We start from the raw sequence: 22,936 nt of genomic DNA on the forward strand, positions 1-22,936 counted from the left end.
TCACCCGGCTCCCAGTGTCTGAAGACGCTGACGCACATAGTCTGCCAGCGATGGTGCCAGCCCCGGCAGGGCAGCCGCCTGTTGATAGGCGCGGCGAGCTCCGGGCACATCACCCCGGCCCTCGAGTGCAATCGCCAGCCCCACCCACCAGGGGGCCTGACCGTTGTCCCAGGCGATCAGCTCGGCCCAGTGGTTTGCCGCTTGATCGCTCTGCCCCTGTTGCTGAAGCAGCGTGGCCAGGGTTACCCGATATTCCACATTGTCCTTCACCGGTGGCACACCGGAGCGGAGCGTGGCCACGGCCTGGTCCAGGTCACCCCCGGCCAGTATCGCCCGGGCGCGGATCAGCCGCAGGTCCGGATGGCGGGCCGCCAGATCCTCCGGCACCCACGCGAGCGCCCGGTCCACATTGCCCCGGGCCAGCACACCCCGGGCAAAAACGTAGCGACTTTGTGGGGCTGTCTGCGTGTCGGCAAGCTCCGTCAGCGCCGCTTCCGCCGCCGCCAGGTCGCCACTGGAGACCAGCTTGCGGATGTCCTTGCTTGCCGCCAGGTCCTGCTGTGCGGGCGTCTGGCGGGTGTGTTTGATATCAGAGGCCGCCGTTGGTTGCTGTGCGGCTGGCTCTTCACTGGCCTGATCGGACGATGAGGTGGTGCGGGCTTCCGACTCAGCGGGGGCTGTTGTGGTGGTCTTCGCCGTCTTCGTTGTCTGCGCCGGCGGCTGCGGACCTCTCTGAACGGGGGCGGGCTCTGCCACCTCGGGCGCTGCCGTTGCTTCGACGGCAGAGGGTTGCTCTGGTTCGGGTGTTACCGGGGGCAAGACTTCCGTCGGCTCTGGCTGCACTTCCTGTGAGCTCAGCATGACAATGTCAGCGGGCCCCTGATCGATGTCTGTCTCGCTTACCTCAACGGCTTCCGGCTCGTCGACAGACTTTCGCGCAGTGAGGCTCGATGACGAAGGCACGTCAACCGTTGCGGCTTCAGTGGAGGTATTTGCGACTTCGGCATCGACAGCTGTTTCACGGGCCTGCGAGTCTTCCTGCTGGCTGGCTACCGGTGTTGCGGGCGGCGTTGCCGGAGACAGGTAAAAATAGGCACCCGCCCCCAGGATCGCGGTGACACCAATGACCGCCACGACCTTGCCGGCGTTGCTCCGCTGCGCCGGAGCAGAGGTGGAGTGGCCGATATAGGGCGACGGCGCGGGCTTGTCCTGCCGTTGTTCGGCGGCCTTGAGTGCATCGTTCAGCAGACTCATAACCACCTCGCCAGCAGGCCCGGCGGACGGGCACTTTCGGTGTCTTTCACGGCACTGAGCACATGCCCCCGCTCTACCTGCCGGTCACCCCGGCCCCAGGCCACCAGCATGGCCTTGTGGGCAAGGACGTTAACCAGCCGGGGGATGCCACCGGAGGCACGGGTAATCACTTTCAGGGCACCGGGCCGGAATACATCGGCACCGTTGTACCCGGCCAGGGCCAGCCGGTGCCTCAGATACTGGGCGACGGACTCCCGGTCCAGGGGCTCAATCCGGTAGTGGAAGGTGATGCGTTGCTTGAGCTGGCGCAGGCTTTCCCGGCTTAGCAGGGTATCCAGCTCTGGCTGTCCAAACAGCACCACCTGCAGCAGGCGGGTGCTTTCCGTTTCCAGGTTGGTGAGCAGCCGCAAGGCTTCGATGGTGGCCTCGGGCATGGCCTGGGCTTCATCGATGACCAGTACCGCAGGCTTCTGTTCCATGGCCAGGGCAATCAGCCGCTCGTTGAGGGACTTGAGTACCTGATGGGTATTGGCCCCGGGCTGCAGGTCCGCACCCAGCTCTTCGGCCACGGCTTCGTAGAGGGCCTCCGGAGCCAGGTGAGGATTGGGGATGTAGGCGGTATGGGCCTCGCCATCCAGCTCATTCAGTAGCAGCCGGCACAGCAGGGTCTTGCCCGTGCCCACCTCACCGGTGATCTTGATGAAGCCCTCGCGGTGACGCAGGGCCACGACCAGCAGTTCCAGCGCATCACCATGGCTGGGCGCCCGCAGAAAGTAGCGGGTGTTGGGCGTCAATGCAAACGGTGCTTCCTGCAGTCCGAAGTGGGCTTCGTACATATCAGCGTGGCCCGCCCTCCGGTTCGGGCTTCGGGGATTCGGCAGACTGCAGCAGCTCCTTCAGCACCTGCATGCGCTCACGGCTGGCAGAGATATCGGCACTCATGGTTTCCGCTCCCACCACAATCGGTCGGATCAGTATCACCAGTTCGCTCTTGCGGGACTGGAAGTTACGCTGGCGGAAGGCCTCCCCCAGTATGGGAATGTCGCTGAAGAACGGAACCGCGGCATTGTCGTCCTCACTGATGTTCTGGATCAGGCCGCCGATCACCACAATCTGGCCGCTCTCGGCACGGATGACGCTGTCGGTCTCACGGACGGTGCTCAGTGCCAGTGGCAGGGTCACATCCCGGTCGCCAATAGTGATTACTTTCTGCTGATCGTCCACCTCGCTCACGGAGGGATGCACATGCAGGGTGACCGAACCATCCTCGGCGATCTGGGGAGTGACGTCCAGGGAGATGCCAGAGAAGAACGGCGTCAGTTCCACCGAGGTGCTTGTGCTGTTGGAGGGGTTCAGAGAATTGTTATCTTCGTCAAAATCGATATCCGTGACGAAGAACTCATCGGTGCCTACCTTGATCACCGCCTTCTGGTTGTTCACCGTGGCAATACGCGGGCTGGAGAGGGTCTGCACATTACCCTGTTCACCCAGCAACTGGATCAGACCACTGAAGTCCCCGGCGCTGACCGCCGCGGAGAACAGCCCGCCAATATTGGAAGGACGAATCGTCTGGCCGCTCAGGGACTGGGCGGTAAAATAATCTTCGCGACCGGCGGAACTCTGCACATCAGACCAGTTGATGCCCTGCTGATATCCCTCGTTCAGGGCCACTTCCAGTATCTTGGCCTCAAGCACGACCTGGCGCTGCATGATGAGCTCGGTGCGCTCCAGGTAGTCCTGCACCTGGCGCAGGGTTTCGCCATTGGCACGCACCATCACCAGACCGGCTCCGGGGTTGGTGATCACCTGGTGGTTTTCACCGGAGCCGACAATCATGGTCAGGGCCTGGGACAGGTCCTTCCAGAAGTCGGACTCGGTTTCCGTGGAAATGCGGGTACCCACCAGGTTGCGGCTACTGCCGGAATCACTGTTGGCACCACTATCACTGCCACCACCGGAATCACCATTGCTGCGGGCCGTACTCACCTGGCCCGAGCTGACCCGGGTCTCAGAGCCGCCACTGCGTTTGAAATCGAGGTAGTTGATGGGAAACAGGCGGGTCTGCACCTTGTCGGCATTCACCTGGAATAGCCGGCCCTTGCGCTGGATTGAGAGCCCGTACATATCCCGGGCGATGTCCATAACCTCGGGCACGGTGACATCGTTCAGCCGCAGGTCGACGGTGGCACTGACACCGGGGTGCACCACCACGTTGTAGTCGGTACCTTCGACCAGCGCCTCAAAGAAGTTCCTGGCCTCCACCCCCCGGGCATTGACGTCAAAACGCTGCTCCGCCTGCTCCGGCTCGGCCAGGGAAGGTAACAATGCGGCACTGACATCCTCCGGCAGGGCTGGCGCACTGGATCGGCGCGCCTCTTCCGCGGCGTCGTCGGCCCTGGCCTGCTGCTCCGCCTTTTCCATAGCCTCGTCAATGGCACGGGCCGATTCGGTGGAAGTCGCCTGCCCGGTTCTCATCGACGGATTACCGGCACAAGCTGTCAGCGTCAGTGCCAGCAACGCCAGGGTAGCGTGTCTTGTCAGTGTCATAGCCACTCGCAGTCCGGTTACTTGGAAGTCCGGATCGACGGTGGCGCCGCCAGGCGCACTTCGCGCACCTGCCCCTGCACCACCAGCTCAATCCGACCAGGGTATATCCGCCGCAGGCGAACCCCATCGAACGTGTCGCCTTCACTCCTTGGCACTCCATTGATTATTGCCACCCGCCGTTCCGCCCCATACAGGATCGAGGACAGCGCAAACTGCTTTGACGGCATCGCTGGCGCCGGAGCAGCCTGCGGGCCAGGTGGCCTGGTCGGATCCTGCAGCGCCATGGCGGCCACAGGCCCGATCAGCAAAAACATCAGCATCAGCAAACGCGGCACATCACACCCCCAGCCAGGCCGGCTCAAGACTCAGCGTACGCACCCGGATCCGGGCCGAACCCTCAGGCCACTCGGCCGCCTCGTACTCCACCATGACCCAGCCAAGGCGCTCATCCATCGCTTCCAGGCGCTCCAGGTATTTCATGGTTTCAAGGTAGCCGCCGGCAACCACGATATCGACTTCGTGGGCATACAGCAGCGCTTCGGGCTCGGCGTCATCCTGCGTTTCAGACGGCTCCTGAGCATATATCGGCCGGGGCGCCAATAGCTGAACAGCCTCCAGCGACAAACCTTTTTCCGTGGCCAGCATATCCTGCAGCATCACCACCATGTCCCGGGGCGGAATGAGCTGCCCGGTGGTTTCGGTAATCTGTTGATCAATCCGGTCAAGGCGACGTTCCCGGGCCTCCAGTGTCTGCCGTAGTTGCGCCGACGGATCCTGAGACAGCTGCCGCTCAAGATCTGCCTGGGTCGCGAGCAGTTGGGCCTGCTCCGAGCGCACATCCGCCAGCTCGGCTTCATGGCGCTCGGCCGTCACCAGCGCCGGCTCAATCCAGAACTGCCAGCCCGCCAGCAACACCAGTACCGCCACGGTGGCCAGGATCAGCCCCCGCTCGCGCACCGGGCGCTCGTCATACCAGGCAGAGACCCGGTTCCAGGGATTGTTCGCGTTGCTCATCGACCGGCCTCCTGATCACGGCGGGTGGCCACCCGGAACTCGATCCAGGGATGATCGTCAGACCGGGTCAGCTCGAACCGGCCGAATACCTGGCCAGTGAAGGCGGGCTCTTCCCCCAGCCGCTCGAGATACACCGGCACCAGGCTGCCTGTTCGGGTACGCCCCTGCAGGGACACCTGATCCTGCTGCAGCGTCAGCCCGGTGAGCCACAGGTCCTGGGGCACCTGCCTTGCCAGGGCCGCCATGGGCGCGGCAAAGCCGTCGGAGCGGTTGTTGGCCAGTCGTTCGACCCGCTCCAGCAGCCGTTGCCGCCGGGACAGGGTGTCAGTCACCCTCGCCACCGCCAGCTCCAGTTGCGGGTCGGGACGACGGCCCTCAATGTCACTGCTCATGCGTTCAATGGATTGCTGAATCTGTTCGTTGCCGGCCCGTTCCGCCTGCAGGCTTTGCTCCAGGCCGGCTGCCCGGTAATGGAACCAGCCGCCGGCTACCAGCACCAACACCAGCAACACGACCGCCAGCATGGCCACTCTGGCTGCGGTCATGTGTTGTTGGCTGGGGCGGAACTCTGGCTTGTACAGATTCACCTGCTGAATCACGAAGCATCCTCCGACAGACTGAGCCCTGAACTCCAGGCCACCAGGCAGCGGCTGTCCAGCTCCTCCTCCAGGCCCAGAGCGGACCAGTCGAGATCACGGCAACTGGCCGCCAGATAAGAGCCCAGCATGGAGGTCAGTGGCAGCATACTGTCCCGGGCCACCAGATTGATCACCGGCGGCGGCACCTGCCCCAGCTGACTTTCGTAATAGTCCAACGAGCGTTGCATCTCCAGCGCCAGGGACTGTACTGCGGTTTCCTGGCTGGACACATCCCGCAATTCATCGGCCGCCACATCCAGCCGCCGTGACAGGTACAGGGTGTCGCCCTTGCAGACCACCATATGGCCGTACCGGTCTCTGAGGTGCACCAGCGCGGCACCCCGGCCGGAGTCGTCAAGACGGCTCACCAGCCGGCGCAGGGCCAGCTCGGCAATATCGATACGCTGGAGATTCAGGTCGGCGTCCTCTGCCAGGGCCACCAGCTCGGCAATCAGCGTGCGGCGTACGGCCACCACATTCACCAGCTCACCACGGCCCCGGGCGGCATCTTCCGGAAACGGGAACACGTCACTGACGGCTTCTGAAGGAGCGAAATCCAGGAAATCCTTGAGCTTCCACTTGAGCGCGTCGCCCAGCTCCGCCTCGTCAACGCCCGCGGGCCGCTCCAGCTGGAACACCTGGTACTGGTCCAGGGGGAGTACCATGGTGGTATCTGCTCCCGCCAGGCGATTGTCAGAAACGATGCCCTGTAGAACCGGCAGCCGTTTTGCCGGTGTGCATTCGACAAACCCGGTCAGCGAGCCACTCGCCCAGGCGATACCATCCGGACGGATTTCCAGGGAAAGCCTTGAGCGGTTGGCGGATGATCGAAAAAGATTTACGAATCGGTTAACCAGGGGCACGCACAGCCTTATTCGTCGTTGTTGGAATTCGTCTCACTGTGGATAACATTCTAGTTAAAGAATAACCCCTAAAAATATGACTTATTGTATTATTTCACAGCCTTTTGCAACTCGGTTACAAAAAAGCCTTCACATATGAAGGCTTTGTGTACACATTAATGCATGCGCCATTGATTTGGCTCTGTATTGACGATTATCAGAACGGAATATCGTCATCAAAGTCATCCACCGGTTCCGGCATGCTGCCCTGGCCACCACCAGGCTGACTGTAACCACCACCCTGATTGTTGCCGGCCGGTGCCCCGTAGTTGCCTTGCTGGCTGTTCTGAGCCGCCGGCTGCTGCGGCTGTGACTGCGGACGCCCCTGGGGCGCGCCCTGGCTTGCGTTGTCGCCACCGCCCCGGCTGTCCAGCATCTGCATCTGGCCATTGATATCCACCACCACTTCCGTGGTGTAACGGTCCTGACCGTCCTGCCCCTGCCACTTGCGGGTCTGCAGCTTGCCTTCGATATAGACCTTGGAGCCCTTGCGAAGGTACTGGCCGGCCACTTCGGCAATCTTGCCGAACATGACGATCCGGTGCCATTCGGTCTTGGGCACCAGCTGGCCGGTCTGCCGGTCCTTGTAACTTTCATCGGTGGCCAGGTTCAGATTGACCACTGCGTTGCCGTTGGGCGTGTAACGGGTCTCCGGGTCCTGCCCCAGGTTCCCGATCAGAATGACCTTGTTAACACCTCGTGCCATGATTCACCCCTGCTCTGTCATTGTTCATCTGTGACGACTCGTCGCCAGCATCGGTTTCCTGCAACTCTACCACGAAACCATCCTCGTCCCGATCCCGATAACGCGGGGCCGGCATGGTACCAGCCACCACCAGCCAGGCCAGCAATACGATGGCCATCAGCCCGAACACGCCGTCAGCACCGGCCCAACCCGCCAGCACACCGCCTGCGGCCCCTCCCAGGAAAGCCCCGAAGAACTGCGACGTGGAATAGACCCCCATGGCGGTACCCTTGGCCCCCGATGGAGACTCCTTGCTGATCAGCGACGGCAGGCTGGCTTCCAGCAGGTTGAACGCCATAAAAAAGAAGAACAGCCCGAACCAGGCTGCGGTAAGAGTGGATGACCACTGCCACAATACCAGGCTCGCCAGCAGCAGCATGGCAACGGCACCAGACAGCACCACTTTCATCTGCTGCTTCTTTTCGCCAATGATAATGAACGGCACCATGGCAAAGAAGGACGTAATCATCACCGTGAGGTAGAACCACCACATGGAGTCCATCGCCAGGCCCAGCTGGTCCGACAGTAACACCGGCACCTGGATAAAGAGCGCTGTCAGCGCCAGGTGCAGGGCAAAGATCCCGAAGTCCAGCCGCAGCAGCCGCTGATCCCGCAACACCTGCCCTAGCATGGCCCGGGCCGGCAGATGCTCACCGCTGGTCACCATGACGGGAGGATCCGGCACCAGCTTCCAGACCACGATGATCGCCGCCAGGGCCAGTATGGCCGTCAGGTAGAAAATACCGGCAAGGCCTGCAAACCGGCCAAGCAATGGCCCCAGGATCAGCGACAGTGAGAACGAAAGCCCGATGGTCACGCCAATGCTGGCCATGGCCTTGGTGCGCTGTTCGGCACGGGTAAGATCGCTGACCAGGGCCATCAGCACGCTGGCGATGGCGCCGGCACCCTGCAACGCGCGACCGGCGATCACGCCGACAATATGGTCCGATGCCGCCGCCAACAGGCTGCCGGCGGCAAATATGATCAGGCCGATATAGATAAGCCGCTTGCGCCCCAGCCGGTCCGAAAGCGCGCCAAAGGGTATCTGCAGGCTGGCCTGACTGAGGCCGTAGATGCCGATAGCCAGTCCGATCAGTGCCGGGGTGGCCCCGGTCAGCTCCGGCCCCAGCAGGGCGAAGACCGGCAGGACCATAAACAGGCCCAGCATGCGCATGGAATAGACGGAAGCAAGCGCGGCGACCGCTTGGCGTTCGGAATTGTTCATCGAGATGTCTGCAGCATGAGAATGAAAGGCGCCAGTCTATCAGATGAGCCCGGAAATTTTGCGCATCCGGTCATGAGCCGGCATGCCAGAAACATTGCGGGTGTGTGACTCGGTTCCTAAGCTTTACCCGGGTTTCGCCGTAAACCTGTTCACGGGGAAGAACTCTGATTACAATTCGCTCACATTTTCCCGGTCAGGTAGTACCCAGTGGATCTAGCAACGTTAATTGGCCTCGTCGGGGGCGCCGTCATCATTGGTGCGGCCATCATTTTTGGCGCGTCCCCCGGGGTCTTCCTGAACGTTCCCTCGTTTCTGATTGTGATCCTTGGCAGCCTGGCCGTTGTACTCGCCAAGTTCAGCTTCAGTCAGTACTTTGGCGCGCTGAAGGCGGCCGGGCGGGCCTTCAAGTTCAAACTGCCGGACACCCAGGATCTGATTGAGGAACTGGTGGATATTGCCAACGTCGCCCGCAAGCAGGGCGTGCTGAACCTGGAAGGCCGGGAAGCAAGCTCGGAGTATCTGCAACAGGGCATCCAGCACCTTGTGGATGGCCAGTCCGCAGACACCATCAACGACCTGCTCCGCAAGGAGCGGCTGCTGACCATGGAACGCAACCGCTTTGGCACCAAGGTCTTCCGGGCCCTGGGGGATGTCGCACCCGCTATGGGGATGATTGGCACCATCGTCGGGCTGGTGCAGATGCTGTCAAACATGGAAGACCCGAAGAGTATCGGCCCCGCCATGGCCGTGGCCCTGCTGACAACACTCTACGGTGCCATGATCGCCACCATGATCGCCAACCCCATCGCTGACAAGCTGGAGCTGCGCCTGACCGAGGAGGCCCGGATGCAGTCCCTGATTTCGGACGCCCTGGTGGCCATCCAGAATGGCCAGAACCCGCGAGTCATCGAACAATTGCTCTCCAGCTACCTGCCGCCGTCCAAACGCGAAACCGCCGAGAACGGAGCCTGAGCACGATGGACGACCTGCCCGAAGAGGAAACACCGGGAATACCCGCCTGGGTGGTGACCTTCGCGGATCTGATGTCGCTGTTGATGTGCTTTTTCGTGTTGCTACTCTCCTTCTCGGAGATCGACGCCATGAAGTTCAAGCAGATTGCCCAAGAAATGTCGAAGGCATTTGGCGTGCAGAGGGAAATTCCCTCGGTGGATATCCCCCAGGGCACCAGCCCGGTTTTCCAGCACTTCACGCCCGGTAAGCCCGAGCCGACCGACCTGGACGAAATAAGGCAGAGCACCCCTGAAGTGGAACCATTTCTCGACCGGGAACCCGGCACTGACCCCGGGCAGCAGACAGCCGGCGAGGCAGCCGATGCGGCGATGGCCTATGCCCGGAGTCTGGAAGAGGTTCTTGAACAGGAGATCACTGCCGGCCAACTGGACGTAAAGGTCGACCCGGGTAAACGACAGATCGTCATGCGCATCGAGGAGCGAGGCTCTTTCCCCTCGGGTTCCGCGAAACTGACCTACGCCATGGTCGATCTGCTCTACCGAATGAGCAAGGTACTGACGGACATTCCCGGCGATCTCACGGTAGAAGGCCACACCGACGATGTGCCCGTTAACCGCAGCGATCGCTATGAATCCAACTGGAACCTGTCGGCAGACCGGGCGGCAGCGGTCGCCAACGCCCTGATCGAGGCCGGGCCGCTGGACGAGCAGCGTTTCCGCGTTATGGGGCTGGCCTCCACGGACCCGCGGCGGCCCAACGATTCGCCGGAAAACCGCGCACTTAACCGGCGGGTGGAGATTATTGTGGATCTGTCGGACACCCCCAGCGAGACCCCAACCACCCTGGAAGAACTGCCACCGGACATACTCGTGGAACCGGACGATGCGCCCGCGTCGCGGGAAACACTGACCTGGTAACCACGCTCAGGCAAACCCGACGCTTGGCCACAGACCTGAACCCAGTATACTGGCGTATTACCCTTCTTATCCCCGACTCGCTGACTGCCAGAGGAGCATTATGGAGTACATCCAGGTCAAAGGCGCACGTACGCACAACCTGAAGAATATTGATGTGGAGCTGCCCCGGGACAAACTGATTGTCATTACCGGGCTCTCTGGCTCGGGCAAGTCCTCCCTGGCATTCGACACTCTTTACGCAGAAGGCCAGCGCCGTTACGTGGAATCGCTGTCCACCTATGCGCGGCAGTTCCTGTCGATGATGGAAAAGCCCGACATGGACCATATCGAGGGTCTTTCGCCAGCCATTTCCATCGAGCAGAAGTCCACCTCCCATAACCCCCGCTCCACCGTGGGTACCATCACCGAGATCTACGATTACCTGCGTCTGCTGTTCGCCCGGGCCGGCGAGCCACGCTGCCCGGACCACGGCCAGCCCCTGGAAGCCCAGACCGTGAGCCAGATGGTGGACCAGGTGCTGGCCATGCCCGAAGGCAGCAAGCTGATGGTGGTGGCACCGGTCATCCGCGACCGCAAGGGCGAGCACCTGCAGGTGATCGACACCATGCGTAGCCAGGGGTTTATCCGCCTGCGGGTGGACGGCTACGTCTACGACATCGACGACGTGCCGCCCCTGGACAAGAAAAAGAAACACGCCATCGACGTGGTGGTGGATCGCTTCAAGGTAAAGGAAGGGCTGGAACAGCGCCTGGCGGAAAGCTTCGAGACCGCCCTGGATCTGGCTGACGGCATTGCCCTGGTGACGGATATGGACGGCAAGGCCGACGACATTACCTTCTCGGCCCGTTACGCCTGTACCCAGTGCGGCTATTCCCTGAGCGAACTGGAACCGAAGATTTTCTCCTTCAACAATCCCGCCGGTGCCTGCCCCACCTGTGACGGCCTTGGTGTGCGCCAGTTCTTCGACCCGGAGAAAGTGGTCTACAACCCGGCCGCCACCCTGGCGGCGGGCGCGATCCGTGGCTGGGACCGCCGTGCAGTGTACTATTTCCAGATGCTCTCCAGTGTCGCCGAGCACTATGGCATCGATATGGACACCGCCTTTGCCAATCTTCCGGAAGACTTCCAGAAGGTGGTGCTCCACGGTTCCGGCAAGGAGGAGATTCCCTTCAGCTACGTGAACTCCCGGGGGCATATCATGCAGAAGGAGCATCCCTTCGAGGGGGTGCTGCCCAACCTGGAGCGTCGCTACCGGGAAACCGAATCCCAGAGCATGCGCGAGGAGCTGGCCCGCCACCTGAGCACCCAGCCCTGCAAGGACTGCGGCGGTTCAAGGCTTCGCCGCGGTGCCCGCCATGTCTTTATCGATGAGCACAACCTGCCGGACATCACCCACATGCCGGTGGGAGACGCCCACAGCTACTTCCATGACCTGGCCCTGCCCGGTCGCCGGGGCGAAATCGCCGAGAAAATCCTCAAGGAAGTGCGTGAGCGGCTGCAGTTCCTGGTCAACGTGGGTCTGGAATACCTCACCCTGGAGCGCAGCGCCGACACCCTGTCCGGCGGCGAAGCCCAGCGTATCCGCCTGGCCAGCCAGATCGGCGCCGGCCTTGTTGGCGTCATGTATATCCTCGATGAGCCATCCATCGGCCTGCACCAGCGGGACAACGACCGGTTGCTGGCCACCCTCACCCACCTGCGGGACCTTGGTAATACGGTGATTGTGGTGGAACACGACGAGGACGCCATCCGCGCGGCCGACCACGTCCTGGACGTGGGCCCCGGCGCCGGTGTCCACGGCGGACACATTGTCGCCCAGGGTACGCCGGCGGACATCATTGCCAACGAGAACTCTCTTACCGGGCAGTACCTCAGCGGCGCCCGGGAAATCGCGATCCCGGCCACCCGCAACGAGGGCAACGGCAAGACCCTGACCCTGTCCGGCGCCACCGGCAACAACCTGAAGGACGTCACCCTGGAGCTGCCTCTGGGGGTGATGACCTGCATCACCGGCGTGTCCGGCTCCGGCAAGTCCAGCCTGATCAACAGCACCCTATACCCGGTGGCTGCGGCCAAGCTGAACAAGGCCACCAGCCTGACCCACAGCCCCTACAAGAGTCTTAAAGGCCTGGACCACCTGGACAAGGTGATCGACATCGACCAGAGCCCCATCGGCCGCACGCCGCGTTCAAACCCGGCGACCTACACCGGCATCTTCACGCCGGTGCGGGAACTGTTTGCGGGCACCCAGGAAGCCCGCAGCCGGGGCTACAAGCCTGGCCGCTTCAGCTTCAACGTCAAGGGTGGCCGCTGTGAGGCCTGCCAGGGCGACGGCATGATCAAGGTGGAAATGCACTTCCTGCCGGACATCTACGTGCCCTGCGATGTGTGCAAGGGCAAGCGCTATAACCGGGAAACCCTGGAAGTACGCTACAAGGGCAAGAACATCCACGAAGTGCTGGAGATGACCGTGGAGGAAGCCCGGGAGTTCTTCGACCCGGTGCCGTTCCTCGCCCGCAAGCTGCAGACCCTGATGGACGTGGGCCTGTCCTACATCCGCCTGGGCCAGAGCGCGATCACCCTGTCCGGCGGCGAGGCCCAGCGGGTCAAGCTCTCACGGGAGCTGTCCAAGCGGGATACCGGCAAGACCCTGTACATCCTCGACGAGCCCACCACCGGCCTGCATTTCTATGACATCCAGCAATTGCTGACGGTATTGCAGCGACTGCGGGACCATGGCAACACCGTGGTGGTGATCGAACACAACCTGGACGTTATCAAGACCGCGGACTGGATCATCGACCTCGGACCTGAGGGCGGCTCTGGCGGGGGTGAAATCATTGCCGAAGGCACACCGGAAGAGGTGGCGAAGAACAAGCGCTCCCATACCGGGCGGTACCTGAAACCGATGCTGCGGTGAGGGCCGGCCCTGCCAGTTCTGTTCTGAAAGCCTGGCAGGGCTGTCGGCGTGCAGTCGATGCTTGTCTACCCTTCTGACTCTTCGGTCATGGGTAGCACCTGGGAGCGGAGGTAGTACTCCTGCAAGCGAAGATATTCCTCTCCCCAGTGACCGTCGAACGGCAGCTTTTGCTCCGGCTCTCCCTTATTGAAAAGAGGGTCCCCGTCGTCCCAGGGATAATAAAGAGTGGAGCCGCTGTTACTGAACGCACCATGCTCATTAATACTTCGCTTGAGGTTGAACCCCATATTACGGACCCCGCCCCGCGCCAGCATGTTTTCCCCCCCGAGGGTGATGTAATCCTCATCAGACAGGCTGAAGTGATACAGCGTGGGGAAAATATCCCGATGCGAACCAATCCGCATCGGATCATAATGGTGGGGAACGTGCTCAAGCACCCGCTGTGGCACGTGGAGCATGAAGGGCACGGCATAGGTCAGGCCAAATTCCGTAGGCTCATCGGTATTCATGCTGCGCACTCGGTGGTCCCCGGTGACAGCAACGATGGTTCGATCACTCAGTGTCTCTGACTGTTTGATCCAGGCCATAAACTGGCCCAGAGCATCCGCCGCATACTGGAACGTCTCAAGCAGCACCCGTGCCTTTTCACCCTCATATTCCGCCCGGGCGGCGAACCGGTCACTGATCTGAGTCGGCCCCACCTGATAGTTGGCTGGTACCTTGTAGGGCGAATGGTTGGTAACAGTCATGATGAAAAGCAGGGTCGGCTTTTGCGCCTCTTCCATCACCTTGCTTGCGTACTGGAACAGGAAGCCGTCAGGCACGCCCCAGGTACCCGAGAACTGCGCCGCTTCCGGAAATGCCTCGATGATATCGTTTTCGTCGTAGACTCGGTCAAACCCCTGAACCGGCAGGTAATTGGCCAGGTTACGCCACATTCCATTGCCGCCATAAAGGAAAGCGACCTCATAACCGGCCCGTCTGTATGGCAGAACCGCTGAGCCTGGCAAGGCCGTATTCTGCACCGACGAATGACTGATGGTCGCGACCGGACTGTGAAACAGCGTCATGACGATGCCGTCGATGGTACCGGACGTCCCCGCCAGGAAGCGTTTGAACAGAAAGCCTTCACTGAAATGCGGCCGAAGACTTCCCAGCAGGTCGTTTTGCGGCGGGTTGTCTTCCACCATGATATTCATGCCCATCCCTTCCATCATGACCACCACCACATGGGGTGGGTTCTGCTGGAGGAATTCGTTTTCCGGCGTGTGGTAAACAGGGGTCGGCTGACCGAGTACTCTCTCCATCTGGGCCGTTAACTTGCCCGCCGAAATCGGCTCGAAGGTTCGCTGTTCGTTATAGTCTGACACCGCCCAGTCCAGGGCCATGAACACATTGGGGGTCATCATGTTCAGTGGTTTGTACTGAGAAACACTGGCGTGATAGCGCTTCAGCGGGTGGTTGTCCAGGGTCCCGCGTGCGGTCGCAAAGGTCGACAGGAAAACGGCAACCACGGCCAGCGATGTGACGCTCCAGTGCCAGTAAGGCCGGGGGTTGATTCGCCCTAAAGGACTATGCAGAAACCAACGGGAAGTCACGTAGGCCAGCAGTCCAATGGTGAAGGCCAAAAGAAAACCGCGAATCACCGGGTAATCCTGCCAGATGTTGACCAGCACGGCGCTGGAGTCATCCTCCCACAACCCGAAGACAAACAGGTCCACATAGCTGCCGTAGGTAATATAGTAATAGTGATTACAGATACAGCCGACCACGTAGAGCGCCGCCACGACCGCGTGATAGCCTACGGCGAACTTTAGCCAGCGCTGGTAGGCACCTTGGAAAGCCGCCGCAATCAAGCCGCTTAACAGCAGGGGTGAATAGGCGATCGCCGTGACCTTGGCATCAAAACGCCCACCGACGAAGAACGCCCGCCGGATATCATCATCAATCCCCTGGTCCGGTAACACGCCCTGTATATGCGTAAAAAACAGGTAACGCGAAACCAGCAGGATGCTGAATGAAAAAAGAAAACACTTGAGCAACAGCAGGGACAGCTGACGGAAACGGGACTGATAGTTCATCTGGAAAACTGGACTGGGCTTGAGGGGCTGGGCGCCAATCGTGTGGCGCGAATATGTTCCGCATTGGCTCAGGTCTGCAGATCCAGCTGCCCGTTGTCACTCATCCTGAAAAGCGTCACCCCGCGAGCATATCGCCAGGGGAGCCCGGACCGGAGAACCATTGGAACCGATGATTTTATCGCGAAACCTGTTCGCCGGCCACTGATTTATGACATTCAGCTTTCAGTTCAGTGACACATGCAGGGACAGGCAGGAAGACGACCGAGACACACCGGGCCGCAGCTCATCGCCCCTTGCGAGGGACAAAACCCGCCGGCTTATCCCGCAGCCATTCCACGAATCGCGCCAGCTCGTGCAGCTCCAGCAATGCCTCACGGGTGTTGTAGCGCTCACCCAGCTCCTGTTCGGACGCTGCACCGTGGATAGCATTGTGGCAGGGCCGGCACACCCAGAGCGTCCGGGTAATCATGTCTTCACGGTCAAACTGTCTCTGAAACCGTTTCTTGCGATGCAGGCGCTTGGGGATCAGATGGTGACGGGTGAGCCTCGCGATGGGTCTCTCGCACAACTCACACCGGTCTGGTTGGGGTGGCAGCTTCAAGGTCATGGAATACCAGGGACTGAGTCAACGTCATGAGGGCAGGACCTCTCCGCCCTGCCCTCATGTTGTACGTCTCCCTGTCGACTCTGGCTTGCAGAAGAGGCCGGCTGCCTGCCGAGCCCCCTCAGTGCATCAACGTATACAGCTTACGCCGGTAGGTGCGCACATCCGGGTTGTTATTCCCCAGCTTTTCGAACAGTTCCACCAGTGAGGTCTTGGCGATGCCGTCCTTGTAGTCGGGATTGCTCTGCATCAGGCGGATCAACAGGTCCATGGCTTCGGCGTTGCGGTCATTGAGGGCGTATTGCATGGACAGCTGGTGCAGGGCATCCGGGTCTTTCGGGTCCTGCTCCAGGGCCATTTCCAGGTCTTTAATGGGCGGCAATTCGCCGGCCTGGCGCAGGATCTTGAGCCGCGCTGCGAGCTGCTTGGCCTTGGACTGCAGTTTTTCTTCCGGCGGCAGGCTTTCCAGCACTTGCTCGGCGGTGTCCAGGTCACCCTGCTCCGCCTTGATCTGGGCCAGGTCGATCAACACGTTCAGGTCGTCTGGGTTCTGCTGGTTGAGCTGACTGAAAATCGCCAGGGCACCGTCCAGATCACCCTCTTCCCACAGCCGATGGGCCTTGTCGTAGGGGGTTTCCTGCTCCTCGGCCTTTTCCACGTGCTGATCGAGGATCTTGCGCACCTCACCCTCCGGCAGGGCGCTGTTGAATCCATCCACCGCCTGGCCATTCTTCACCAGGATGACCGTCGGCAGGCTGCGAACCCCCAGGCTGGCCGTCAGCTGTTCCTGCTGGTCGGCGTTGACCTTGGCCAGCAGGAAACCGCCGTTGTACTCATCCACCAGCTTTTCCAGGATCGGCATAATCTGCTTGCAGGGCGCGCACCATTCCGCCCACACATCCACCAGGATCGGGGTGGACTGGGAGGCATCCATCACCTTTTCCTGAAAATTTTCCAGGGTGGCTTCAAAGATAAAGGGCGAGTTGCTCATGGGTCGTGTCCTGTCTGATCCGGTAAATGGTTGGTCGCGAAGATGGTACCTACATGGTGCCATTGGTGATGAATTCAAGCCAACGCGGTCGCCCAGGTCCGGTGTCCCGGCGTTGCGCGGATGCCACCGGCCTTGAATTCCCGGCCCTTGCCGCTACATAGCACAGAGTACCTGTCATCAGGCCGGGCGCCTTTTAACCGCCCTGCACTTCATAATCGTGGAGATGAGGATCATTATGGCCGACGACCAGCACAACGAGATGCCGGAAGAAGATATCACCGAATACATTGGCCGCGATGAACACACCGGCAAGAGCCTGGTCCTGCCCGGCGAGGCCCGCCCGCGGCGAATGTACGTCATTCCGGTGTCCAACCGGCCGTTCTTTCCGGCCCAGGTGCAGCCGGTCATGGTCAACCAGGACCCCTGGCAGGAAACCCTGAAGCGGGTGGGCGATACCGACCACCACATGATGGGCATCTGCTTTGTGGAAGATCCAGACCCGGAACGCAGCATCCCCGCCAGTGATGAGCTGAAAACCATGGGTTGCGCGGTACGCGTTCACCACGTGCAGCAGGAAAGCGGCAAGGTCCAGTTCATTGCCCAGGGCCTGACCCGTTTCCGCATCACCCAGTGGCTGCGTCGCAAACCGCCCTATCTGGTGGAGGTGGAGTATCCGGAGGAACCGGACGAGCCCTCCGACGAACTCAAGGCCTACACCCTGGCCATCATCAGCGCCATCAAGGAGCTGCTTCGCTCCAACCCGCTGTACGGTGAAGACGTCAAACAATACCTGTCCCGATTCGGGCCGGACGACAGCTCTCCCCTGGCCGACTTTGGCGCCTCCATGACCAGCGCCCCGGGCGGTGAGCTGCAGGATGTGCTGGACACGGTCCCGCTGCTGCACCGCATGGAGAAAGTGCTGGTGCTGATGCGCAAGGAGCAGGAAGTGGCGCGCCTGCAGGCGGAAATCAACGAGGAAGTGAACGACAAGGTGCAGAAGCACCAGCGGGAGTTTTTCCTGCGGGAGCAGCTCAAGGTTATCCAGCGTGAACTGGGTGTGGCCAAGGATGACAAGACGGCAGACATTGAGCGCTTCCGGGCCCGCATGGCGAAGCTGGAGCCCAACGAGGACGTACAGGCCAGGTTTGACGAAGAAGTACAGAAACTGCAGGTGCTGGAGCAGGGCTCACCGGAATACGGTGTCACCCGCAACTACCTGGACTGGATCACCCAGGTGCCCTGGGGTATCACGTCGGAGGATCACTTTGACCTGAGCCATGCCCGCACGGTGCTGGACCGGGACCATGACGGCCTCAATGATGTGAAAGACCGGATCGTTGAATTCCTGGCAGAAGGCACTTTCAAGGGCGAAATCTCCGGCTCCATCCTGCTGCTGGTGGGCCCGCCCGGTGTCGGCAAGACCTCCATCGGCCGTTCGGTGGCGGAAGCCCTGGGCCGGGAGTTCTACCGCTTCAGCCTGGGTGGCATGCGGGATGAAGCCGAGATCAAGGGCCACCGGCGCACCTATATAGGCGCCATGCCCGGCAAGTTCGTGCAGGCGCTGAAGGATGCCAAGGTGTCCAACCCGGTGATCATGCTGGACGAGATCGACAAGATCGGCTCATCCTTCCAGGGCGACCCGGCGTCCGCCCTGCTGGAAACCCTGGACCCGGAGCAGAACAACGAATTCCTCGACCACTACCTGGACGTGCGCCTGGATCTCTCCAAGGTGCTGTTCATCTGTACCGCCAACCAGTTGGATACCATTCCCCGGCCATTGCTCGACCGGATGGATACCATCCGCCTGTCCGGCTACATCACCGAGGAAAAGCTGGCCATTGCCAAGCATCACCTGCTGCCCCGGCTGCTCAAGCGCGCTGGTCTGCTGAAGAAGCAACTCAACATTACCGATGCCGCCCTGCGTCAGGTGATTGAGGGCTACGCCCGTGAGGCCGGTGTCAGGAGTCTGGAAAAGCAGCTGCACAAGATCATCCGCAAGGGCATCGTGAAGCTGCTGGACGAGCCGGACAAGCCGGTGCGGGTGGGCGTTTCGGATCTTGAGAAGTTCCTGGGCCAGCCGGCCTTCCGCAAGGAGAAAGCCCTCAAGGGTGTCGGCGTGGTCACCGGTCTTGCCTGGACCGCCATGGGTGGCGCCACGCTGAGCATTGAGGCGTCCCGCATCCACACCAACCAGCGGGGGTTCCGGATGACCGGCCAGCTCGGTGACGTGATGAAGGAGTCGGCGGACATCGCCTACAGCTACGTGTCCTCCAACCTGAAACGACTGAAAGCGGACCCGACGTTCTTTGACAAGTCTTTCGTGCATCTGCACGTGCCGGAAGGTGCGACACCCAAGGACGGCCCCAGCGCCGGCGTGACCATGGCCACAGCACTATTGTCCATTGCCCGCAAGGAGACGCCCGTGCAGAACATCGCCATGACCGGCGAACTGACGCTGACCGGCCAGGTGCTGCCCGTGGGCGGGATCCGTGAGAAGGTGATTGCCGCCCGGCGACAGAAGCTAGGCACACTGATTTTGCCGGAGGCCAACCGCGGTGACTATGAGGAGCTGCCTGAGTATCTGCGGGAAGGTCTGACGGTGCACTTCGCCAAGCACTATAACGATGTGTATCAGGTGTGTTTCGGGGACAAACCGAAGAAAGGCGCGAGCGTGCATTGAATTCGGGTGCATGGCGCCCCGGGGTGGGGGAGGTCTTTCGCCGCCGCAATTCACGGCCCATCCATGGACCGACCTTGCTACCGGGCCATCCCTGGCCCTGCTCTGAAAGACCTCCCCCACCCCGGGGCGCCCCAAAGTTCTGAATTGGCTTCCGGTCAACTTACCAGATAATAGCGATGTCGCCCCGCTGAATATTCTCCAGAGAGCCGTACTGGGGGATCAGTCCGTTGGCATACTCCGGAAACACGTTGTCCAGGGTCACCTTGATATCCGCTTCCAGCAGCTCCGGCGTAGCGTCGGGGCTGTCAAAGTGGGAATAGCTGCGATACAGGGCCAGGGTATCCCCCGGTCTCAGGCCCGCGGTAGCGCCGGAGGCGAGGGTGACCTTCTGCCCGTCCACCCGGGTAATGCGGGTCATGAACGGCTGGCAGGCCAGTGCGCCCTGGATATCGTCACGCATCTGACCAATCAGATTGTTCACTGCCTGGCCATAGGCCGTTTCCAGGAAACCAGCCGAGCCGAAACCGGAGGACTTGCCCTTGCCGGCATCCCAGCGACCGCGGGTCTGGAATCGCTTCTGGTAGACCGGGGAGCCACTGAAACCGTCGAAAATCATCATATCCGCAATAAAACGACGCTCGGTATTGGTGGCGCCGAGACCGCGGCCGATCTTGTGAAGCACCGAGGTATTCCAGGCGGCGGGATTTTCCACGCCGATATCGCGGATGACCCCGGCCACCACAAACTGGGCGCCCATTTCCCGGGCCACATTGATCACGTTGGTCAGCCGGTTATCAAAATGCCTGGTGGTGGGTGCATTGGCCACATCCGGATACAGCTGGGTTGAAGACGCCCGCAGTACCTGCAGGTTACCCTCGGCCTGGAGCCCCGCCTGCAGCATGTGCGGCAACATCTGGCCGGCGTCCTCAAGACGACCCAACCGGGCCTGTTCCGGTTGCTGTATCGTGAAGCCGGTAACCGCCACCCGCTTTTTCAGATCCGATGCCTCACCCGCCATACAACTGTCGGCCCGGTCAGAGACCTGGGCACGAACCGTAACGCGAAGGCTGTTGCCTATCTGCCGCTCATCCACAACCTGAACATTGGTGATCTGCGCCCGGGAAGATACGGTAAGCTGCGAGTCAGTAATCCGGCCGTTGAGGACCGTCTCCTTGCTGCTGACGCGGACGTCCCGCTGCAAAGCCACATCCCGCACCGCGGCTTCGCGGGCTTCGGCACGGGCCGCTTCCAGGTCACCCCCGCGTATAGTGGCAATGCCGGTGCCTTCGAGCATGGTGGCGCCAGCTGCAAGGCTGGCCCCCAGCAGCGCAATCAGTGCGAATATGCGGATCATCAGTGTCATCTTGGTCGCCATCAATCCAGGTAATAGAGGGAGTCGGAGCCGTTACTCACCACATCGCCGGTGGCACCCTTCCCCTGGGGCAGAGGGGCCGGACAGGTTGCGGCGACGTCCCGGTCACTCACCCGGGAGACACACTCGCGGAAGCGGCGCTCCAGCTTTACCTCCATCACGGTTTCTATAACGCCGTCGCTGTGTTCGGTGATATCCACCAGCTTGGCACCGCGAATATAGCTGTCGACGTAGGTGCGGAACATGTCGTTGTGAGACACAAAGTCACTGACCGTAGAGCTGCCGTAGATCACCGTGCCATACACCCGCTCGGCCAGGTTGCGATAGGCATCCAGCTGGGAGGCCCGCCTTGCCATCAGGCGCTTGCGGGGATTGGGCCGGTCGGTGGCCACGTTTTCATAGGTCCCGAATCCGCTGACACGAACCACAATCGGTTCGTAGTCGCCGGAAACGTTCCGTGACTGCCCTTCGTTCTGGTTGTACCGGGCACAGCCGGACAGCGCCACGATCAGCAAGAGGGCAATACAGGGTAACTTCATGGGGTGACTCCAGTTGTCCGCACACGCAATTCTGTGCTGCTCCATGAAAAAATCAGGCCACCTTCCACAAGCATATGATTCAGAGGACTTTACCTGTTCGCTCTTGCTTACTGAGTCACCATCAGCGGCAATCGCTCGCCGCCCGTCTCCGCTTACATGCAGAGACAGTACCGATCTGATCAGTGGCGCCGATGTTGGCACAGGTCCAGAGAACCGGGAGTGGCTTTTCGGGCACACCACTTTCCCGTCTCTGCAAGCCGGCATTCACTGCGGGCTTTCTTTTGCCTGTTTGTCGCCCCGCCCTCATAATCACGGGTTTACTGAATCCATCAACAACGGACCTCTTGCTTCATGAACATCTATCTGGTCGGCGGCGCAGTCCGGGATAAATTGCTGAACCTTCCGGTCAAGGACCGGGACTGGGTGGTGGTGGGTGCCACACCGGATGAGATGTTGGCGCAGGGCTACAAGCAGGTAGGTGCGGATTTCCCGGTGTTCCTGCACCCGCAATCCCACGAGGAATATGCCCTGGCCCGCACCGAGCGCAAACAGGGGCGGGGTTACCACGGCTTTTCGGTTTACAGCGCACCGGATGTGACCCTGGAGGACGACCTCAAACGCCGGGACCTGACCATCAATGCCATGGCCATGGCTGACGACGGCTCCGTGGTTGACCCCTTCAACGGTCAGCAGGATCTTGAAAACCGCCAGCTACGCCATGTGTCGGAAGCGTTCGCGGAGGACCCGCTACGTATCCTGCGGGCGGCACGGTTTGCGGCGCGCTTCCATCATCTGGGGTTCCGGGTAGCCGACGATACCATGGCCCTGATGCGAAGCATGGTGGCAGACGGCGAGGTTCGGGATCTGGTCCCTGAACGTGTGTGGCAGGAGGTCCAGCGTGCCCTCCACGAAGTCACGCCGGTGACCTTCTTTGAGGTGCTCAGGAAGTGCGGTGCTCTTCGCGATCTGATCCCTGAACTGGCGGACGACGAGGCAGCGTTCGAAACTGCGATGGCTGCCCTGGCCAGTGCTGCCGACCAGGATCTGGCCACGGAATGCCGATGCGCTGCCCTGCTCCATCCATTATCCCCGGCGCAGGTATTGGACCGGGCCGCCGCCCTGAAGGCGCCTAATGATTGCCGGGACCTGTCGAGACTGGTGGTGGAACTGGCGCCGGTTACCCGCGAACCGTCGCTGACATCGGAACGGGTGCTTGAATTGTTCAATCAGGCGGATGCCTGGAGGCGGCCTGAGCGGTTTGGCCTGTTGCTGGAAACACTGGCCTGCCTGCCGGATGGACTGGATCCGGATACCCGCAACAAGCTGGAACAGGCAATGGAAGAAGCCCGCTCAGTGGACGCCCGGTCATTGATGGCGCAGGGTTTCAAAGGCAAGGAACTGGGTGAGGCTATTGGGCGGGAGCGGTTTCGGATAATTGGCCGTTTATTCGGTTAGTACTCTCGTTTCAAGCCTGCAAGTTCGGGAGTTTGAGGTATTGGGTAATTGGCTTTTCTCCACCGCAATTCAGGGGCCAT

The 22,936-nt window shown here is 61.1% G+C and carries 19 protein-coding genes; 5 read left to right on the forward strand and 14 right to left on the reverse strand.

Annotation, left to right across the window (positions count from 1 at the left end; all coding sequences use genetic code 11):
* The 9 genes from ACFOZ5_RS05055 to ACFOZ5_RS05095 all read right to left on the reverse strand — a co-directional run bounded on the left by ACFOZ5_RS05055 (position 1) and on the right by ACFOZ5_RS05095 (position 8,325).
* Complete coding sequence (locus tag ACFOZ5_RS05055) at positions 1 to 1,254, reverse strand: tetratricopeptide repeat protein (protein WP_379885928.1); 1,254 nt, start codon at positions 1,252 to 1,254, stop codon at positions 1 to 3.
* On the reverse strand, positions 1,251 to 2,090 hold the full coding sequence (locus ACFOZ5_RS05060; protein ID WP_379885929.1) for an ExeA family protein: 840 nt from the start codon (positions 2,088 to 2,090) through the stop codon (positions 1,251 to 1,253). Before ACFOZ5_RS05060 ends, ACFOZ5_RS05055 begins: the two co-directional genes overlap by 4 nt.
* A 1-nt stretch (position 2,091) precedes the next feature.
* The gene (mshL, locus tag ACFOZ5_RS05065; protein ID WP_379885930.1) at positions 2,092 to 3,801 is read right to left on the reverse strand and encodes a pilus (MSHA type) biogenesis protein MshL; all 1,710 of its coding nucleotides are present in this window, start codon (positions 3,799 to 3,801) and stop codon (positions 2,092 to 2,094) included.
* Between the two features lie 17 nt (positions 3,802 to 3,818).
* The gene (locus ACFOZ5_RS05070; protein ID WP_379885931.1) at positions 3,819 to 4,136 is read right to left on the reverse strand and encodes a hypothetical protein; all 318 of its coding nucleotides are present in this window, start codon (positions 4,134 to 4,136) and stop codon (positions 3,819 to 3,821) included.
* Between the two features lies 1 nt (position 4,137).
* Positions 4,138 to 4,815: a type II secretion system protein GspM gene (gene gspM, locus ACFOZ5_RS05075; RefSeq protein WP_379885932.1), complete on the reverse strand. Its 678-nt coding sequence runs from the start codon at positions 4,813 to 4,815 to the stop codon at positions 4,138 to 4,140.
* Positions 4,812 to 5,414, reverse strand: coding sequence for a PilN domain-containing protein (locus ACFOZ5_RS05080; protein WP_379885933.1), 603 nt, complete (start codon positions 5,412 to 5,414; stop codon positions 4,812 to 4,814). Before ACFOZ5_RS05080 ends, gspM begins: the two co-directional genes overlap by 4 nt.
* Entirely contained in the window at positions 5,411 to 6,316 is a 906-nt protein-coding gene (locus ACFOZ5_RS05085; protein ID WP_379885934.1) for a biogenesis protein MshI, read from the reverse strand. Before ACFOZ5_RS05085 ends, ACFOZ5_RS05080 begins: the two co-directional genes overlap by 4 nt.
* A gap of 196 nt (positions 6,317 to 6,512) precedes the next feature.
* Positions 6,513 to 7,061, reverse strand: coding sequence for a single-stranded DNA-binding protein (ssb, locus tag ACFOZ5_RS05090; protein ID WP_379885935.1), 549 nt, complete (start codon positions 7,059 to 7,061; stop codon positions 6,513 to 6,515).
* A complete protein-coding gene (locus tag ACFOZ5_RS05095) occupies positions 7,045 to 8,325 on the reverse strand; it encodes an MFS transporter (RefSeq protein WP_379885936.1) in 1,281 nt (426 codons plus the stop codon). Before ACFOZ5_RS05095 ends, ssb begins: the two co-directional genes overlap by 17 nt.
* A 207-nt stretch (positions 8,326 to 8,532) precedes the next feature.
* Between ACFOZ5_RS05095 and pomA the strand changes: the two genes are divergently transcribed.
* From pomA to uvrA, 3 genes are all read left to right on the forward strand, one after another.
* The gene (gene pomA, locus ACFOZ5_RS05100; RefSeq protein ID WP_379885937.1) at positions 8,533 to 9,297 is read left to right on the forward strand and encodes a flagellar motor protein PomA; all 765 of its coding nucleotides are present in this window, start codon (positions 8,533 to 8,535) and stop codon (positions 9,295 to 9,297) included.
* A 5-nt stretch (positions 9,298 to 9,302) separates the two neighbouring features.
* A complete protein-coding gene (locus ACFOZ5_RS05105; protein WP_379885938.1) occupies positions 9,303 to 10,214 on the forward strand; it encodes a MotB family protein in 912 nt (303 codons plus the stop codon).
* A 100-nt stretch (positions 10,215 to 10,314) separates the two neighbouring features.
* A complete protein-coding gene (gene uvrA / locus ACFOZ5_RS05110; RefSeq protein WP_379885939.1) occupies positions 10,315 to 13,134 on the forward strand; it encodes an excinuclease ABC subunit UvrA in 2,820 nt (939 codons plus the stop codon).
* 65 nt (positions 13,135 to 13,199) lie between these two features.
* Here the strand turns inward: uvrA and ACFOZ5_RS05115 are convergent, their stop codons facing one another.
* From ACFOZ5_RS05115 to ACFOZ5_RS05125, 3 genes are all read right to left on the reverse strand, one after another.
* On the reverse strand, positions 13,200 to 15,215 hold the full coding sequence (locus tag ACFOZ5_RS05115; RefSeq protein ID WP_379885940.1) for an LTA synthase family protein: 2,016 nt from the start codon (positions 15,213 to 15,215) through the stop codon (positions 13,200 to 13,202).
* Between the two features lie 283 nt (positions 15,216 to 15,498).
* Complete coding sequence (locus ACFOZ5_RS05120) at positions 15,499 to 15,822, reverse strand: hypothetical protein (protein ID WP_379885941.1); 324 nt, start codon at positions 15,820 to 15,822, stop codon at positions 15,499 to 15,501.
* A gap of 118 nt (positions 15,823 to 15,940) precedes the next feature.
* The gene (locus ACFOZ5_RS05125) at positions 15,941 to 16,810 is read right to left on the reverse strand and encodes a tetratricopeptide repeat protein (RefSeq protein ID WP_379885942.1); all 870 of its coding nucleotides are present in this window, start codon (positions 16,808 to 16,810) and stop codon (positions 15,941 to 15,943) included.
* A gap of 259 nt (positions 16,811 to 17,069) precedes the next feature.
* Here ACFOZ5_RS05125 and lon point away from each other — a divergent pair, with 259 nt between their 5' ends.
* Positions 17,070 to 19,490: an endopeptidase La gene (gene lon, locus ACFOZ5_RS05130; RefSeq protein ID WP_379886064.1), complete on the forward strand. Its 2,421-nt coding sequence runs from the start codon at positions 17,070 to 17,072 to the stop codon at positions 19,488 to 19,490.
* A 160-nt stretch (positions 19,491 to 19,650) separates the two neighbouring features.
* On the opposite strand, the gene ACFOZ5_RS05135 is transcribed toward lon, so the two are convergent.
* Positions 19,651 to 20,853, reverse strand: a complete 1,203-nt coding sequence (locus tag ACFOZ5_RS05135; protein WP_379885943.1) for a flagellar assembly protein T N-terminal domain-containing protein — start codon at positions 20,851 to 20,853, stop codon at positions 19,651 to 19,653.
* A gap of 11 nt (positions 20,854 to 20,864) precedes the next feature.
* A complete protein-coding gene (locus ACFOZ5_RS05140; RefSeq protein ID WP_379885944.1) occupies positions 20,865 to 21,401 on the reverse strand; it encodes an LPP20 family lipoprotein in 537 nt (178 codons plus the stop codon).
* Between the two features lie 351 nt (positions 21,402 to 21,752).
* On the opposite strand from ACFOZ5_RS05140, the gene ACFOZ5_RS05145 reads away from it, so the two are divergent.
* On the forward strand, positions 21,753 to 22,856 hold the full coding sequence (locus ACFOZ5_RS05145; protein WP_379885945.1) for a multifunctional CCA tRNA nucleotidyl transferase/2'3'-cyclic phosphodiesterase/2'nucleotidase/phosphatase: 1,104 nt from the start codon (positions 21,753 to 21,755) through the stop codon (positions 22,854 to 22,856).
* Positions 22,857 to 22,936: the final 80 nt, after the last annotated feature.

The sequence above is a fragment of the Marinobacter lacisalsi genome (assembly GCF_042651045.1).
In the GTDB taxonomy this organism is placed as follows: domain Bacteria; phylum Pseudomonadota; class Gammaproteobacteria; order Pseudomonadales; family Oleiphilaceae; genus Marinobacter; species Marinobacter lacisalsi.